This is a genomic window from Dietzia sp. 111N12-1 (assembly GCF_001658045.1).
In the GTDB taxonomy this organism is placed as follows: Bacteria; Actinomycetota; Actinomycetes; order Mycobacteriales; family Mycobacteriaceae; genus Dietzia; species Dietzia kunjamensis.
Genome location: NZ_LSSV01000027.1, coordinates 162,921 through 179,095, shown reverse-complemented (window position 1 = coordinate 179,095; position 16,175 = coordinate 162,921). Strand labels below are relative to the sequence as shown.

Sequence of the window (16,175 nt, the reverse complement as noted above, 5' to 3'; positions counted from 1 at the left end):
AGGTCTATTCTGATAGCAGGCCGCCCGGCCTCCGTCTCGGAAGGCATCCATGGTCCGCCGTCGCCCCGCCAGCATGATCGCCGCGCTCTGCGCTGCGGTCGTCCTGGCCGGGGCGCCGGTGGCCTCGGCCCAGCTGCCGGGACCGGGCGCCCAGCTCCCGGGACCGGGCGGCCGGGCCGTGGTGACGGACCTGCCCGTGCTGAGCGAGTTGCCACCACTGCCGTCCAGGGGCGAGTCCCCCGACGTGGACGAGCAGGAGGTCGACGACGCCTCGGGCATGTCGGGCGTGCAGATCATCGCGCTGGCGTTGGCCGCTGCGGCACTGGTGGCCGGCGGGACGGGGCTGGCCCTGGTGACGCGACGCGGCCGCGGGGACCTGCCCGGCGATCAGCCCGCGAGGACGGGTCCGCTCGCATGACGGCGCGCCCGATAGGCTCGGGCGTATGAGCCGCCACATCGCAGGACGAGGACGGACCGGCCGGGCGACACCCCCGCCGGCCGGTCCACCCGTCGACGACGTCGAATGCGACCTGAGCAGCAAGCTGACGCTCGGGCAGTTCCTCAAGCTGGCATCACTGCTCGATTCGGGTGCCGAGGCCAAGGACGCGGTCGCCTCCGGCGCCGTGAGCGTCAACGACGAGGTGGACACCCGTCGCGGTCGCGGCCTGGTCGACGGCGACGTGGTGGAGATCGGGGGCCGCGCAGCCCGGGTGGTCGCGCGCGACGGACGGGGAGAGGCCTGATGGCGGACGAGACGCGGCGGACGATCCAGGCTCCGGTGGTGCTGCACGACGATGACCCCGGCGCCAGGCGCTACGCCACCTGGCTCGCCGAGGAATTCGACACCGGGGCCACCCATCACGACGCCGTGGACCCGGCCGAACTCGTCGTCGCCGGGACGGTCGTCCTCGTCACCGGGATGCGGGCGGCCGGCGGGCTGGGTGGTTCGGCGTTCATCCGCGACAACTGGGAGGCGCTCGTCGAGGCCGGGCGCCGGGTCGCCGTCGTCATGGTGGGCCCGACTCCGGTCACCGATGACGCCCGGATCGAGCTCATGTCGAGTGAGTTCTCGGGCGATCAGCTCCGCGATCTCAAGCTCTTCCAGTTGCGGGGCGTGGTCACCCCGGACCAGCTGGGATTCCGGCAGCGGCTGGGCGTGAAGACCGCTCTCGCGGCGCTGCGTCGCAAATCCGAGCGCACCCCGGAGGAGGAGTCCATGCTCGAGTTGGGTGGGCTGGACCTCACCGACCGGGTCTCACTCGGGCCCCTGCTGCGCTGGATCCGCCGCGAGGCCTGATCGGCCGAGCGGGCCGGAAAGCCGCGTCGCGCGCCACATTGGTGTGACCCCCGATACCATCTCCTGGGTGAGACCCCGCCGTGGGGCGGGGCGACGACCCGGAGGATCCCGATGCGCACGACCACCCTCGCAGCGACCGTCTCGGCACTCGCCGCCGCCGCCCTGCTGACCGGAGCCGGAACGGCGGTGGCAGACGAGCCGGACGAGTCCGCGGATATGGGAACGATTCGCAGCGTGCTCCTCGCTCCCAACGTGGGGGAGGCGCTCGGCAGCATCGGCTACGGGTCGCTCGGGACCGGCTCGCTGATGGACCTGCTCACCGGGCTCATCAACGCCGGTTCGGTCATCCTGTCGGTGGAGCTGCCCAACGCGACGGGCTCCTATGCGCCTGGGTCCCTGGGCAGCTACGGTCCCGAGGCCTCGATCGGCGACGTGCTCACCATCCCGGTCGCGAGCCTCGGGGGAGCCTCCTGAGCGACCCCGCCCGCGGGCACACCCCGCAGGCGCTCGGGCGGGTGCGACGAACGACCCGGTCGGGTCAGCGCACCACGATCCCGTCGGAGTCGGCGTAGAGCGTGTCACCGGGGACGAAGTCGACCCCGCCGAAGCTCACGGTCACGTCGCGTTCGCCGTCGCCGGTCTTGCTGGACTTGCGCGGGTTCGTGCCCAGGGCCTTGCATCCGAAGTCCATGCCGCCCACGACCGCCGAGTCTCGGATGGCGCCGTTGACCACGACCCCGGCCCAGCCGTTGGAACGGCCGAGCTCGGCGATGAGGTCTCCCACCAGCGCGGTGTGGAGGCTGCCACCGCCGTCGATCACCAGGACCCGGCCCTCGCCGGGCTCGCCGAGCACACTCTTGAGCAGCGCGTTGTCCTGGAAGCACCGGACGGTCGAGACGGGGCCGAAGAACTCCGTCCGGCCACCGAGGTCGCGGAACTGGGTGTCACAGCTGCGGACGTCCTCGCCGATCTCGTCGACGAGGTCTGCGGTGTGGACGAATCCGGCGGGGGTGTCGGTCATGCGGGGCCTCCTGGGGCGTGGTCTGGTCATGGCAACGCTATCCGGCCGCGCTCCCGCGGGGGAGCCCGCCGTGGGGGACAATGTCGGGTGAAGGGTGCCCCGCCATCGTCCGAGAACCCGGAAGGAGCCACCCGTGGCCCAGTACGAACTCCTGATCCACGCCCGGCGCGCGGTCATCGACGATCGCATCCAACAGGCGGCGGTCACGGTGGACGGGGGAGTGATCTCGTCGGTGCGGACGGGGTCGGAGGCGCGGGACATCGGTCTGGCGGGCGACCACACGATCGCGCTCGGTGATGACGTGGTCCTCATGCCGGGACTCGTCGACCCGCACGTCAGTACCGAGGACGTCGCGGTGGGCACGCGTTCGGCGGCTCAGGGCGGGATCACCTCGGTGATCGACTACGGAACCGACGGCGACCCGGTCGCGATCACCCCCGAGGACGTGGACCGCTGGAGACAGGACGTGACCGGCGAGTCCACGGTGGACGTCGGCCTGTGGGGCGCGGCGGTTCCGGGGAATCTCGGCGGGCTCGGGACGTTGCTGGATCGTGGCGTGTTCGGGGTGTCGGCGGTGGCCGCCGGCAAGGGCGTCGCCGGCGCGCCGACCCTGGGCTCCGTACAGGTGGTGGCGGCCGCCGAGGAGGTCGCGGAGGCCGGCGGGCTGTTCGCGGTGGACGCCGGGGTGGACGATCTGCCCGGGCTTCTCGAGGTCTGCCGGCGCACGGGTGGCCGGTTGCACGTCCGGGCGGTGTCCGACCACGAGGAACTGCCCCTGCTGCGCGAGGCCAGGGCGGACGGGCTGGCCGTGACCGCCTCCACCAGCCCGCACATGCTGGCGCTGGTCTCCGAGGTCACCCACGGCGGCGCTGCGGTCGCGCGGCTCGACCCGCCGATCCGGGACGCCGCCAACCGCGAGTTGCTGTGGGAGGCGTTGCGCGACGGCACGATCGACGCCGTGGCCTCGGCCCGCCTCGGGCTGTCGGTCGTGTGGACCGAGGCCCGTCGCCGGGGATTCGATCTCGCTGATGTCGCCGGGTGGATGGCCACGCGCACCGCCGGGGTCGTGGGCCTGCGGGACCGCGGTGAGATCCGGGTCGGCCTGCGCGCGGACCTCGCCGCGGTCGCCGACGACGACGCGTTCGTCGTCCTGCCCGGGACCCGTGAGCTGGGCTCTGCGGACTCGGTGTACGCCCAGCGTGCCCTGGCGGGCGTGGTGCGGTGGACGATGCGGGGCGGAACGGTGATCGACCCCCGTGCCCTCGCCCTCGGGACTGTCCTGACCCGACAGACGAAGTGAACCCCACAGTGGTAGGTCTCGACCTGTCCTTCCCGGCAGGGGTCACCTCGGGCCTGCTCATCACCGAGTACGTCATCAAGATCCTCGCGCTGGGGATGGTCCCCGAGAACCGGCAGCCGTCGTCGTCGCAGGCGTGGCTGCTCGCCATCCTCTTCATCCCGGTGGTGGGGGTGCCGTTGTTCCTCCTGCTGGGCAATCCCTACATCACCGGGCGACGGCACCTCATCCAGGCCGAGGCGAACCATCTCTATGCCAGGGCGCTCGAGAAGCGGCCCACCGTTCCCGACGGAGTGCGCGTGGGGCCCGGGGTGCGGACCATCCTGGAGATGAACCGGACCCTCACCGCGATCCCCGCCATGTCCGGGGACTTCATCGGCCTGCATTCGGACTACACGCGGTCGTTGGCGGCGATGACCGAGGCGGTCCGTGCCGCCCGGGACCACGTGCACATCGAGTTCTACGCGCAGTCGTGGGACTCCGAGACCGACGAGTTCTTCACCGCCGCGGTCGAGGCCGCCGATCGGGGGGTCGTGGTCCGGGTGCTGGTCGACCACCTCGGGTCACTGCGCTACCGGGGGTTCACGAAGCTCCGGAAGCGGCTGCGGCGGACCCCGGTGGAGTTCCACCTGATGCTGCCGGTGAACCCGTTCCGCGGCCGGTTCAGGCGGCCGGACCTACGCAATCACCGCAAGATGCTCATCGTGGACGGGGTGCACGGGTTCATCGGGTCGCAGAACCTCATCGAGCGCCACTACGGCAGTTCACGCAACGCCCGGCTCGGCCGCGAGTGGGTCGATCTGATGATGGAGGTCCGCGGAGAGATCGTCCAGGCGATGGACAGCGTGTTCGCCGTGGACTGGTATTCCGAGTCCGGCGAGGTGATCGGCACGCTGGAGGACGTGGCGCAGGGCGCACCACTGGCGCCCGGACGCAAGGGCGGGGATCCCACGGCGGGCGACCCGGTGAGCGCGTTCCAGCTGGTCCCGTCCGGCCCGGGGTACAGGACGCAGCCCGGGCTGCGGATGTTCACCCAGCTCATCGGCCAGGCACGGAAGCGGGTGCGGATCGTCAGCCCGTACTTCGTGCCGGACGACGCTCTCCTGCACGCCATCACGTCGGCGTCGTTCCGCGGGGTGGGGGTGGAGTTGTTCGTCCCCGAACACGCCGACCAGTTCCTCGTCCACCACGCCCAGCGGTCCTACTACCGCGCGCTGCTCGAGGCCGGGGTGGTGATCCACCGCTTCCGCTCCCCGGCGGTCCTGCACACCAAGACGGTGCTGATCGACGACTACGCCGGGATCGTGGGCTCGAGCAACATGGACCAGCGCTCGTTCAACCTCAACTTCGAGATCAGTCTGCTGGCCCTGGGCGGCGAGGCGGTCGCGGAGCTCAACGACGTGGTGGACTCCTACCTTGAGGACTGCACCACGTTGGGCATCGAGACGTGGATGAGCCGCCCGTGGCCGGGGCGGTACGTCGACAACGTCGCACGTCTCACCTCAGCGCTGCAGTAGGCCGGGTCCGGCGGCGGATCGGGTCCGGCCGGACAGCCGGCGCTACGGGCGGGCGGCACCGCAGTAGTACGCTCAGCGTGCGCGGGTCGCACAGGCCCGCCCCTGCGACGAGAGGCTGTGCCCGATGCCCCAGACCCGTGGTTCCGGAGTCCGGACCAGGCGCCTCGGCGCCGCCGTCACGACCGCCGTGGTGGCGGTCGTCGCGGTCCCCGCCGTGGCGTACGCGCAGGAGGACTCGGGGTCGGGTTCGGCGCTGCCCGCGGAGACGGGCAACAGCAGTGTGGACCAGTTGGTCGGCCAGTTGCCCGAGGAGATTGTCATCGGCGGTGGGGCGCTCGGGTCCGAGGGTCTGCGCGAGACGGGCAGCGCCCCGGTGGCGGACGCCGGACTGTCCCTGGGGCAGACCCTCGGTTCGGTGGCGCCGCTCGAGGCGCTGGGGTCGGCGGGAGGGTCCGCGGCGGCGTCCGTGGCGTCCTCGGGCAGCCTGCCGGGGTCCGTCTACGCCAACCCGACCGGGTCGCTCGGGTCGGGCACCATCGGGCTGGGATCGATCGCGATCCCCGAGTACATCTTCCCCGTACTGAGCGTGCAGTTCGCGGGCGGTTTCTTCACGGCGCTGGGGGAGCGGCAGCAGGCCGGCGAGCTCTATCCGCACGAGTTGGACTTCTGGCACGGGCTGGTCGAGGGCTCGGCCGAGGGCGGCGCGCTGCTCACCGACGCCGCGGACGCCGCCGGCACCGAGCTGCCCGGCGCGCTGGCGGGGAGTATCGAGGCGGTCCAGATCGCCGCGCTGCAGGATCCGTATGAGGACAACGAGCGCCGTCGCGCCGAGGCCGAGGCGGCGGCCGCCGACGGTGGGCAGGACGCGACGGACGAGGTCGACGACGACGAGGTTGACGACGACGAGGCAGACATCTCCCCGGTCGGCGCGAACGGTCCCGCCGGGGACACGCAGGGCGGAACCGGCGGAGTGGGCGCGACCCTCGGCGCCGCGGCCGCGCCTGCCGCCATCGCCACGACCGCGGGGAATGCCGCCGCAGGACCCGGCGAGCAGTCGGCCCCCGCCGAGCTGTCTGCCCCCGCGGAGCTGGCCGTGACCGGCGTGGGGACCACCGCGCTGGTCGGCGTCGCCGCCGGGACGATTCTGCTGGGCGGGTTGCTGCTGGCCTTCGCCCGCCGGCGCGCGTAGGGGCCCGGGCTCGTCGTCGTCCCCTCCACGCGGGCCCGGGCAAATCGTTGCGGGGCCACTCGGAAGGCCGGGCGGTAGGCCGCGCCGCCAGCGGTTACCCGCGGGCGGTCACCCCTGCGGACTCACCCCTGACCACTCACCCCTGCGAACTCATCTCCCGGCAGCGGTCCCACAGTGCGGCGGCGACCTCGCGGTCGTGCGAGGCCTTGGTGGAGTTCACGGTCGTCGGGTACCCGGTGAGCTCGCCGGGGCCGTCGGGGCCGATGTACGCGCCGCCCGCGACGGACTCCACGGTCGCGGCGTAGAGCTGCGGCAGGGCCCCACGCTCGGCCGGTTGCACGAGGAACGGGATCTTCTCCACGCCCTTCATCAGCAGGTCCTGCACGCGGCTGCCGCTGCGGTACTGCAGATTGGTCGCCGAATAACCGGGGTGCGCGGCCACCGCCCTCAGCGACGACCCCGCGGCCTCGAGGCGACGCTGCTGCTCGTAGGCGAGCATGACGCAGGCCAGCTTGGAGGCGGCGTACACCGGCATCGGGGCGTAGCGGCGACGGGTCCAGTCCAGGTCGTCGGGGTCCACCGTGCCGAAGCGGTGCATCATCGAGCCCAGCCACACCACCCGGTCGGTGAGCGCCGGCGCGACGTGCTCGGTGAGCGCGAAGTGGCCGAGGACGTTGACGCCGAACTGCATCTCGTGGCCCTGCGCGGTGCGCGACCGTGGGATGTTCATCAGCCCCGCGTTGTTGATGAGCACGTCGGGCGAGCGGCCCGCGAGCAGCTCACCCGCCGCGTGCACGGACTCGAGGTCGGCCAGGTCGAGTTCGACGACCTCGGCGCGGTCCGGGTGCGCGAGCCCCGCGCGGGCCGTCTCGGCGCGGCCCGTGTCACGGCAGGCCATGATCACGCGGGCGCCCGCGTCGGTCAGCGCGCGGGTGGACTGCAGGCCCAGCCCGGAGTTCGCCCCGGTGACCACGAAGGTCCGGCCGGTCTGGTCAGGGATGTCGGCGGTGGTCCATCGGCTCATGCGGGCCAGGGTACGTCCGCCGTCCGACATCGCCCACCGGCTCATGCGGGGCGGTTCACTCCCAGGTGGCGGTGTCCGGGTCGACGCCGTGCGCCCGGGCGTTGGCCTCGACGGCGGCGACCAGCCACTGAGTCAGGCCCGGCTCGTGCACGTCGTACGTCTCGGCGAAGCGTGGGTCCTCGACGTACATCCGCGCCAGGCAGACCTGCATCGCATGCGTGCAGTCGTAGAACCGCCCGATCGATGCGCGGTGGCGCTCGGCCAGCTCCGCGGCCTCCGGCGCCCCCGGGTCCATGCCGGCACGCTTGGCGGCGGCGAGGTCGACGTTGAGCGCGTCGCCCTCGGCCTTGACCTGCTTCCAGTCCTCCCTGGACATGCGCGCCGTGCGTTCCTGCGACTGCGCCCACTGCGGGGTGTCGCCCCAGCGGTGCTCGGCCTCCTCCTGGTACTCCTCCTTCCAGTCCGTGCCGAAGATCTCGGCCCTGTCCTGAGGGGTCAGTGGTGCGTTCATATCGATCGCCTCCTTCATGCGGTCGACTGCGGAGACCATCTCCTGCAGGTGCGAGATGCGTCCGACCAGCAGCTCCCGCTGGCGGGTCAGGTGAGCCAGGGCGTCGGCCTCCGGGTCATCGAGCAGGTCCCCGATCTCCGCGAGTGGGAAGCCCAGCTCGCGGTAGACCAGGATCCGGTGGAGGCGGGCGACGTCGTCGTAGTCATACACCCGGTAGTCCGACCACGTCCTGCCGCTCGCCGGCGCCAACCCGATCCGGTCCCAGTGGTGCAGGGTCCGGACGCTCACCCCGACCAGCGCGGCGACCGCTCCCACGGTGAGCCCGTCTCTCGTCGTCATGTCTCCAGCATCTCTCACATCCACGAGCGTGGGGCCTGACGCGATGTCAGGGTCAAGCCCGGGTTTCCGCGACCGGCGGGCGAAGAACGGTGGCAGGCGGTACCGCTCTTCCTTACCCGCCGGTAGCCTCGGTGCCATGAGCCGACCCGCGCCCCATTGTGTACGACCGTCTCCGCGACCTCGTCGCGATCCCCGAATTCCGGGCCGATCCCTCAAGCCGCCCGTCGGCGATGATCACCGAGGTCTTCACCGGTGACCCGCTCGCGGAGATCCCCGCCGGCACCGCCGACGATGTCACCGCCGCCGTCGAGCGGGCCCGGGCCGCGCAGGTCGCGTGGGCCGAACGAGACGTCGCCGACCGGGTCGCCGTCATCACCCGCTTCGCCAAGCAGATCATGCGCAACCGCGGCGAACTCATGGACATCGTGCAGGCAGAGACAGGCAAGAGCCGCGCCTCCGCACAGGAGGAGGTGCTGGACTGCCTCATCACCGCGCGTCACTACGCCCGGACCGCGCCCGGGCTGCTCGCCCCCAAGCGCGTCCAGGGCATGCTGCCGGGACTGACCAAGGCCGTGGTGCGCCGCCAGCCCAAGGGCGTCGTGGGCGTGATCGCGCCGTGGAACTACCCGCTCAACCTCGCCGCCACCGACGCGCTCGCCGCCCTGCTCGCGGGCAACGCCGTGGTGATCAAGCCCGCCTCCATCACGCCGTTCTGTGCCCTCGCCGCCGCCGACATGCTCTACCGGGCGGGCCTGCCGCGCGACCTGTTCCAGGTGGTGCCCGGTTCGGGCGGGACCGTCGGCGGCGCGATCGTGGAGAACGTCGACTACCTCATGTTCACCGGCTCCACCGCGACCGGCCGCACGCTGGGCCGCCAGTGCGGCGAGCGCCTGATCGGGTTCTCGGCCGAACTCGGCGGGAAGAACGCCATGATCGTGACCGAGGGTGCCGACCTCGACGAGGTGGCCGAGGTCGCCACGCGCGCGTTCTTCTCCAACTCGGGTCAGCTGTGCATCTCGGTCGAGCGGGTCTACGTGGAGCGCTCCGTCGCGCCGCAGCTCATCGAGAAGCTCACCGCGCGTGTGCAGTCCATGAGCGTGGGGCCCGGCTACGACTTCGAGGCCGAGATGGGCAGCCTCATCTCCCGTGACCAGCTGGACACCGTCTCCGCACACGTCGACGACGCGGTGGCCAAGGGCGCGCGCGTCCTGGCCGGCGGACGCGCCCGGCCGGACCTGGGCCCGCTGTTCTACGAGCCGACCCTGCTCACCGACGTGCCCTCCGGCGCGACCTGCTACGGCGAGGAGACCTTCGGCCCGGTCGTGTCGATCTACCCGGTCGACTCGGTCGAGGAGGCGATCGCCGAGGCCAACGACACCGAGTACGGGCTCAACTCGTCGGTGTTCGCGGGGTCCGACTCCGAGGGCGAGCAGATCGCGGCGCGCCTGCGGACCGGCACCGTCAACGTCGGCGAGGGCTACGTCGCGGGCTGGGGCTCCGTCGCGGGCCCGATGGGCGGCATGGGCGCCTCCGGTGTGGGCCGACGCCACGGCGACGAGGGACTGCTCAAGTACACCGAGGCGCAGACGATCGCCACTCAGCGCGTCGTGCACATGGGCGGGCCGTCGTTCCTGCCCCGCACGCGGTGGCAGCAGTTGCTCGCGCCCGCCACCGACGCCATGCGCTTCCTGCCGGGGCGGTAGGCGGGAGCTCGCGCGGGTGGCCGGGCCCGCGCGAGTGGCGGGAGCCCGCGGCCGCCCCGGCCCGCCTCGTGCTGCCGCCGCGGCCCGACTCGTGATACGGCCGCTCGATCTCGTGATACAGCCGCGTCCGGGCATGGCGTCTCGCGCGCCCCGAGGGGCAGGCCAGACGCCACGCGCGGACGCGGATGTGGCTGACGTGTACAGGCGCGGGAGCGAGACGCCGGGCAGGGGAGCGGCTGCACCGCTCGCCGCTCGGCGTGCCCGCCCGTCAGTTACCGCGGCGCAGCAGCACGAACGCGCCACCGATGAGCAGGATCGCCAGTCCGCCGACGACCCAGATCGCGGGGCTGACGCCGGTGTCCTCGCCCGAGGTCTCATCGGCGACGTCCGCCTCGTCGCCGGCCCCGGTGTCGGACCCGCCCGCCGGGGAGGCGTCTCCGCCGGCCGCGGGCTGCGAGCCGGACTCCGAGCCGGGCTCCCCGCCGGCCGCGGGCTGCGAGCCGGACTCTGCGCCGGCCTCCGCGCCGCCGGCCCCGCCCGTCACGGTGAAGACCGACGACCCGCTCACCACGTGCCCGTCGGACGAGGTCACCCGGTAGCCGACGGTGTAGGGGCCGGGCTCGAGTTCATCGACGTCGACAGTGACGGTCTCGCCCGCCACCGAGGGGTCGCCCACGACCCGGTTGGCCCGGTTCTCCCCGGCGGTCACGGCGACGGAGGCGAAGCTCTGGTTGATCTCCTCGTTGAAGGTCAACACGATCTCGTCGGGCGGGGTGTCCAGCTCGGACCCGTCCTCCGGATCGATGGAGACCAATACGGAGTGGGCGACGGCGACCGGGGCGAGCACCACCGCGGGCGCGGCCGCGCCGCCGACCAGGGCGGCAGCGACCGCCACGGACGCCACGCACCCCCGCAGTGCCGTCACGCCTTGACGCCCAGGCGGGCGAAGATGTCCTTGTTGATGCGGTCGAGCTCGCCCGAGATCGACGAGTGGATCTCGCGCCGCTGCGCGGTGGGCGTGGTCTCGGCGGTCTCGACCGCTGTCCGCAGGTCCGTGAGCCTGGCCCGGGTGGAGGAGATGAAGTCCTTGACCTCACGCTCGCTCCCGCGGCTCACGTCGAGCTGGTCGAGGGTCTGCTCGAGGCGGACGATGCGTACACCGAGGGCGGCGCCGGGGCCGGTGGCGTTGATGCCGGCGGCCTCGAGGTCCACGCCTCCGGGGCCGGAGGGCTTGCCGGCCGATCCCTGCACGTTGGAGACGGCCTTGTAGACCATCGGCAGCAGCACCGGGGTGGCGACCTTGGCCATGCTCAGCCACCGCTGCAGGTCATCCTTGTTGAGCTTGGTGCCCTCGAGCTTCTTGAGTTCCATCTCGGCGAGCTGGTACTCGTGCTTGCGGCCGGCGGAGTCGATCTTCTCGGCGAGCTTGCGGTCCTTGGCCAGCAGCTTGGCCTCGCGCTTGATGGTGGCGCGCTCCTGCTTGGCGTGGACCTTCTCGTTCTTGCGGTTCCGCTTGGCGGATCTGCGGTCGAGCTTGTCACGCTTCTCGGCCCGCTTCTCGGCGCGCCTCGCCTTGCGTTCGGCGTTCTTGCGCTCGAGCTTGGCGCGTTCCTTGGCCTCGGCCAGTTCCACGCGGTGCGCCTCCTTGGCCTTCTTCCGCGTCTCCTTGGCCGCGAGCTTGGCCTCCTTCATGGCCGTGGACTTGAGCGCCGAAGCATGGGCGCGGAGTTCGGCACGCTTGTCGCGGTAGGTCGTCAGCTTGCCCATGGGCGTCGATCCTTCTCTCGTCGCGGACATCAGGTCTCCAGCCTAGGCGAATCGGCCCGCACTGAGGACCGGACCGTCGTGTGGGCCGCGGCTGGGCCATGATGGACGGCGATGGAGGACGCCGGCAGCACCACGTACCGCGCCCCCGATGCGGCGGTGGTGGGGCCGGCCTCGGGGGCCAGATGTCTGCACCGCGTGGCCCGGGAACGTGATGCGCGACCGGGGTGGTGGCGGACGGCGCCGCTCGACGAGGGCGTGCGTCTGCGGGCGATGGCGGCGGCCGATCGACGCGCGGGCCTGCGGGAGCGCGCGTTGCGGGACGCGCGCCCCGACACCGTGGTGGTGGACGTGGTGGGGGATCACTGGACCGATCTGCCGGGGGACGTACCGGGCGACGACGACGAGAGCGCGACACTCCGGGCCCTGGCCGACGGGGCGACGCTGGTGTGGGGCGCGGCTCTTCCCGCCGATCCGCACGAGGGCCGGGCGGGCCTCCGGTGCACCCTGGCGGCCGTGCCCGGCGGCGGGTACGCGCCGGTGCTGGTGGTCAATCACAAGGTGGTCGATCCGCGGCGGGGGAGGACCGCGTCGACGGCGACGGTGACCCGCTTGCTCGACTGGTCCCCTGCGCCCGACCCCGCTCTCCGGGTGCGGCGTCACCCCGCGGATCTGGACCGGCTCGTCCACGCGTGGCGGCTGCTCGCCGCCGTGGGGCACGCGGCGGAGTCCCCGGTGGGCGCGGTGCTGGGGCTGGGCTCGGCGCGCGCGGTGGTGCACGACCTGGGGCCGGTGCTCGACGCCGCAGACCGCACCCACGCCACGCGGCTGGCGGTGGTGCGCGGTGAGCTCGACACCGAACCCAGCCGGATCGGCGAATGCCGCACCTGCCCCTGGTGGGAGGGCTGGGACGATCGGGACGGGCCCGTCGAGGGCTGCCGTGACCGGCTCGTCGTGGCCGATGACGTCAGTCTCGTCGTCGGCGGCGGACAGGTCGGGTCGCTGAGGGCCCGGGGGATCCGGACGGTCGCGGAGTTGGCGGAGGCCGGACCGGACCGGCCCACGGACTGGAACGGCGAGCCGTTCTCGGACGCGGTCCTGCGGGCGAGGGCACACCGCGACGGTGAGGTGGTGGTTCCCAAGGTGGCGCGGCCGAGCATTCCGCGTGCGGATATCGAGGTGGACGTCGACCTGGAGAGTCACCTCGACGACGGCGCCTATCTGTGGGGGACCCTTCTCACGCTGAGGGACGGGCGGCCCCTGGAGGCCGAGGGCTACAGGCCGTTCGCCACCTGGGCGCGGTTGCCGGATCCGGACGAGGGGCGTTCGTTCGCGGAGTTCTGGCGTTGGCTCACCGGCATCCGCGACAGGGCGGCAGGTCAGGGCCGGTCGTTCCGGGCCTACTGCTATTCACGGTCCGCGGAGAACGGGTGGATGCTCTCGTCGGCCGGCAGGTTCGGGCCGGAGGGCACCCTCGCCGTCGTCAAGGGGGTTCCCTCCGTCGCCGAGGTCCGGCGCTTCATCTCCTCCCCGCTCTGGGTGGACGTCCACGAGGCGGTCACCACCCAGTTCGTCTCCACCTCGGGCCTCGGGCTGAAGGTGGTCGCCCCGGCCGCCGGGTTCGCGTGGCGAGATCCCGAGGCCTGCGGCGAGGCCTCGCTCGGGTGGTACCGCGACGCGCAGGCGGCGAGGGGCGTCGAGCGGGATGCCGGCCGGAACCGCATCCTCACCTACAACGAGGACGACGTCCGGGCCACTCGCGCTGTGCGGGAGTGGATCTCCCGCTCGAGCTGGGGCGGCCACCAGCTCTGAACGTATGTCTACTTCGGCGTTGGACCCCTCATGCGCGGGCATTCTCCCGGTGGTCGCGCGGGGTGTTCACGGCGAAATAATAAGAATTGTTAAGTATCGCCGAAGTGTCGGCGTTTCTCCCGAAAGGAATACTGACTTATGACGAGGCACATCCGCGCCGCCGCGGCCCTTGGCGTCTCCGCGCTCGCCCTGTCCGGTGGAGTGGGGCTGGCGCACGCTCAGTCCTCCGCCCTCGGCTCGGCCGAGGAGGAGACGGGGGTCGTCGACCCCGGACTGATCGACACCTCGGGCTCCGCGCTGCTCGACGAGCCGACTTTCGGCAGCCTCGCCCCGGTCGTGTCGCAGGGCGTGGGCTCGGTCAACGAGGCAACGGGTTCCGACGCAGTGAGTCCCGCGCCGGGTACCGGGTCGGTGGACACCACCGGTTCCGTCTTCGGTGAGCCCACCTCGGGGTCGCTGACGCCGGCCGTGGCGTCGGTGGGCGGCGCACTGGGCTCCGGTGAGGGTCCGGCGATCGTCATCGGCTCCGATGGCGGTACGGATTCGCTCGGAGTATCCGGTTCGCTCGGGCCGGTGCTGCTGATCGGCGGTTCCGCCGCCGTCATCGGGGCGGGCATCTACTTCGCGCCGCAGATCGAGCAGGCGCTGGCGGACGCCGGCATCGTCCTCCCGCCATTGCCGGTTATCTGATCGCAGTCGGCGAGGTCCAGCGGGGCCCGCTTCCCGTGCCACGAGGCCCGCACCCTGGATCGAAGGGGGCGGGCCTCGGGGCTCCCCGCGCGGGTGCCCCGGGGCGACGCTGGGGCATGGGTGGCCACACGGCAAGGGGTCGAGCGCCTTTCAGAACCCCTTACTAACTCAGATCTAACTGAGTTCTCACCGTTCATCGCCTGAATTCGTGGCTAGGGTGGGGAACGGACGGATGAACCTCGGTCTCGTAACGCTGTTCTCACGTCTCACAGACCCCAACCCCGGGGTGGGTCGGCCACGAGCCTCTGCGCCTGGGAGCCCCTTTCCACACGAGGAGACGCAATGACGTTCACCACCCGCAAAGCCGCTGCGGTCGCGGCCGCCGCTGCCCTGGCCATCTCGGGCGCCACCGGCGTCGCCAACGCGCAGGGCTCCGAGGAACTCGGAACTCTGTCCTCGGACGTGATCGGCTCCGCCGGATCGTCGGAGCTGAGCTCGGGCGGCGGTTCCGTCCCCGAGAACCTGGGTTCGCTCATCCTGGATGCCAACGCCACCGGCGAGGGATCCCTCGACACCTCGGGTTCGGCGCTGCTCGGTGAGCCCTCCACCGGTTCGCTCGCGCCGCTAGCCGGTTCCGTCTCCGAGGCCACCGGTTCGGTCGACATCCTCACCCCGGCCGAGGGCACCGGCTCGGTCGACACCTCGGGCTCGGCGCTGCTAGGTGAGCCGACCACCGGCTCGCTCGTCCCGCTCTACGCCCCCATCGCCGGCTCGCTGGGGATCGGCGAGGGTGCGACCGTCGTCCTCGGCTCCGATGCCGGGTCCCTGCCCGGCACGGGCTCGCTCGTCCCCGCGACCCTGGGTCTCGGCTCGGTCGCCGCCGTCGGTGCGGGCATCTACTTCCTCCCGGAGATCCACGCATCGCTCACCGCCGCCGGTATCGCCCTGCCGCCGCTGCCGCCGCTGCCGTGGGCGCCGGCCGGTGCCGCTCCGGCCCCCGCAGCTCCGGCGCCCGCCCCCGCGCCGGCCCCCGGCCCCGCGATCGACAACGGTCGCGGCTGACCCTGTGCGCACCGCCTGACCCAGGCACAGCACCGAGGCCCGCCCCCTTCGCAGGGGGCGGGCCTCAGTCGTCGTACCGGCGCACGGGACCGGACGCTTTGTCCGGTCCCGGGCGGGCAGTTAGCGCGGCGCCATGCGCAGGGCGCCGTCCATGCGGAAGCTCTCGCCGTTGAGGTAGTCCTGCTCGACGATCGCGTTCGCCAGCTGCGCGTAGTCCGACGGGCGGCCGAGGCGCGACGGGAACGGGATCGCGGCCTCGAGGGACTTCTGGAACTCCTCGGTCAGGCCCTTGAGCATCGGGGTCTCGATGGTGCCCGGGGCGATGGTGTTGACGCGGATACCGAACTGCGCGAGGTCGCGTGCAGCGCAGATGCCCATCGAGTACACGCCACCCTTCGAGGCGGCGTAGGCGATCTGGCCGACCTGGCCCTCGTAGGCGGCGACGGACGCGGTGTTGATGATGACGCCGCGCTGGCCGTCCTCGTCCACGGTGTCCTGGGTGGACATGGCCTCGGCGGCCAGGCGCAGCACGTTGAACGTGCCCACGAGGTTCACCGAGATGGCAGTCTCGAACAGGTCGAGGGCGTGGACGCCCTTCTTGGAGACGATGCGGGCGGCCGGGGCGATGCCGGCGCAGTTGACGACGACGCGCAGTGGCGCGGCCTCGGTGGCCTTGGCGATCGCGGCCTTGACGTCGTCCTCGCTGGTGACGTCAGCGGCGAGGAGGGTGATGCCCTCATCGATGCCCTGCTCGACGGCCTTGTCGATGGACTGCTGGAGGTCGAGGCCGAACACGACCGCGCCCTTCTCGGCGAACGAACGCGCGGTGGCGTTTCCCAGGCCGGAGGCGGCACCGGTGACGATGACGGAAGCACCCTTGATGTCCACGGGCGATGTCCTTTCTGTTGACGACGCAAGCACTAGGAAGTGCAAGCATTAACGCCTCCAG

17 protein-coding genes are annotated in these 16,175 nt (G+C 72.0%); 11 read left to right on the top strand and 6 right to left on the bottom strand.

Features of this window, described 5'->3' with window-relative positions:
- The first annotated feature begins 49 nt into the window (after window positions 1–49).
- From AYO52_RS06730 to AYO52_RS06715, 4 genes are all read left to right on the top strand, one after another.
- Window positions 50–418: a hypothetical protein gene (locus AYO52_RS06730; protein ID WP_067714927.1), complete on the top strand. Its 369-nt coding sequence runs from the start codon at window positions 50–52 to the stop codon at window positions 416–418.
- A 25-nt stretch (window positions 419–443) separates the two neighbouring features.
- Window positions 444–743 carry an RNA-binding S4 domain-containing protein gene (locus tag AYO52_RS06725; protein ID WP_235027950.1) on the top strand — a complete coding sequence of 100 codons (300 nt, stop codon included), beginning with the start codon at window positions 444–446 and terminating at the stop codon, window positions 741–743.
- Window positions 743–1,297: a hypothetical protein gene (locus AYO52_RS06720; RefSeq protein ID WP_067714925.1), complete on the top strand. Its 555-nt coding sequence runs from the start codon at window positions 743–745 to the stop codon at window positions 1,295–1,297. Before AYO52_RS06725 ends, AYO52_RS06720 begins: the two co-directional genes overlap by 1 nt.
- Before the next feature lie 111 nt (window positions 1,298–1,408).
- Window positions 1,409–1,771 carry a hypothetical protein gene (locus tag AYO52_RS06715; protein ID WP_067714922.1) on the top strand — a complete coding sequence of 121 codons (363 nt, stop codon included), beginning with the start codon at window positions 1,409–1,411 and terminating at the stop codon, window positions 1,769–1,771.
- A 64-nt stretch (window positions 1,772–1,835) separates the two neighbouring features.
- Here AYO52_RS06715 and rraA read toward each other — a convergent pair whose 3' ends face one another.
- On the bottom strand, window positions 1,836–2,318 hold the full coding sequence (gene rraA, locus AYO52_RS06710; RefSeq protein WP_067714919.1) for a ribonuclease E activity regulator RraA: 483 nt from the start codon (window positions 2,316–2,318) through the stop codon (window positions 1,836–1,838).
- Between the two features lie 133 nt (window positions 2,319–2,451).
- Here rraA and AYO52_RS06705 point away from each other — a divergent pair, with 133 nt between their 5' ends.
- From AYO52_RS06705 to AYO52_RS06695, 3 genes are all read left to right on the top strand, one after another.
- A complete protein-coding gene (locus tag AYO52_RS06705) occupies window positions 2,452–3,618 on the top strand; it encodes an amidohydrolase family protein (RefSeq protein ID WP_067714917.1) in 1,167 nt (388 codons plus the stop codon).
- Window positions 3,615–5,132 (top strand): phospholipase D-like domain-containing protein, encoded by a 1,518-nt coding sequence (locus tag AYO52_RS06700; RefSeq protein WP_082923825.1) that lies wholly within the window; start codon window positions 3,615–3,617, stop codon window positions 5,130–5,132. The genes AYO52_RS06705 and AYO52_RS06700 overlap by 4 nt, the downstream gene beginning before the upstream one ends.
- A 124-nt stretch (window positions 5,133–5,256) precedes the next feature.
- Window positions 5,257–6,321, top strand: a complete 1,065-nt coding sequence (locus tag AYO52_RS06695) for a hypothetical protein (protein ID WP_067714914.1) — start codon at window positions 5,257–5,259, stop codon at window positions 6,319–6,321.
- A gap of 136 nt (window positions 6,322–6,457) precedes the next feature.
- Here AYO52_RS06695 and AYO52_RS06690 read toward each other — a convergent pair whose 3' ends face one another.
- Window positions 6,458–7,345, bottom strand: coding sequence for an oxidoreductase (locus AYO52_RS06690; RefSeq protein WP_067715114.1), 888 nt, complete (start codon window positions 7,343–7,345; stop codon window positions 6,458–6,460).
- A gap of 55 nt (window positions 7,346–7,400) precedes the next feature.
- The gene (locus tag AYO52_RS06685; protein ID WP_067714912.1) at window positions 7,401–8,195 is read right to left on the bottom strand and encodes a MerR family transcriptional regulator; all 795 of its coding nucleotides are present in this window, start codon (window positions 8,193–8,195) and stop codon (window positions 7,401–7,403) included.
- A 158-nt stretch (window positions 8,196–8,353) separates the two neighbouring features.
- Here AYO52_RS06685 and AYO52_RS06680 point away from each other — a divergent pair, with 158 nt between their 5' ends.
- The gene (locus AYO52_RS06680) at window positions 8,354–9,898 is read left to right on the top strand and encodes a succinic semialdehyde dehydrogenase (protein ID WP_067714909.1); all 1,545 of its coding nucleotides are present in this window, start codon (window positions 8,354–8,356) and stop codon (window positions 9,896–9,898) included.
- A 268-nt stretch (window positions 9,899–10,166) separates the two neighbouring features.
- Here the strand turns inward: AYO52_RS06680 and AYO52_RS06675 are convergent, their stop codons facing one another.
- A complete protein-coding gene (locus AYO52_RS06675; protein WP_067714907.1) occupies window positions 10,167–10,823 on the bottom strand; it encodes a copper resistance CopC family protein in 657 nt (218 codons plus the stop codon).
- Window positions 10,820–11,665, bottom strand: a complete 846-nt coding sequence (locus AYO52_RS06670) for a DUF6474 family protein (RefSeq protein WP_067714904.1) — start codon at window positions 11,663–11,665, stop codon at window positions 10,820–10,822. Before AYO52_RS06670 ends, AYO52_RS06675 begins: the two co-directional genes overlap by 4 nt.
- Window positions 11,666–11,776: 111 nt before the next feature.
- Between AYO52_RS06670 and AYO52_RS06665 the strand changes: the two genes are divergently transcribed.
- From AYO52_RS06665 to AYO52_RS19180, 3 genes are all read left to right on the top strand, one after another.
- Window positions 11,777–13,474, top strand: a complete 1,698-nt coding sequence (locus AYO52_RS06665) for a TM0106 family RecB-like putative nuclease (RefSeq protein ID WP_067714901.1) — start codon at window positions 11,777–11,779, stop codon at window positions 13,472–13,474.
- A 138-nt stretch (window positions 13,475–13,612) separates the two neighbouring features.
- Complete coding sequence (locus AYO52_RS06660) at window positions 13,613–14,164, top strand: hypothetical protein (RefSeq protein WP_067714898.1); 552 nt, start codon at window positions 13,613–13,615, stop codon at window positions 14,162–14,164.
- Window positions 14,165–14,506: 342 nt separating this feature from the next.
- Window positions 14,507–15,226, top strand: a complete 720-nt coding sequence (locus AYO52_RS19180) for a hypothetical protein (protein ID WP_067714896.1) — start codon at window positions 14,507–14,509, stop codon at window positions 15,224–15,226.
- Between the two features lie 120 nt (window positions 15,227–15,346).
- Here AYO52_RS19180 and AYO52_RS06650 read toward each other — a convergent pair whose 3' ends face one another.
- Window positions 15,347–16,114: an SDR family NAD(P)-dependent oxidoreductase gene (locus AYO52_RS06650; RefSeq protein ID WP_067714893.1), complete on the bottom strand. Its 768-nt coding sequence runs from the start codon at window positions 16,112–16,114 to the stop codon at window positions 15,347–15,349.
- Between the last annotated feature and the right edge of the window lie 61 nt (window positions 16,115–16,175).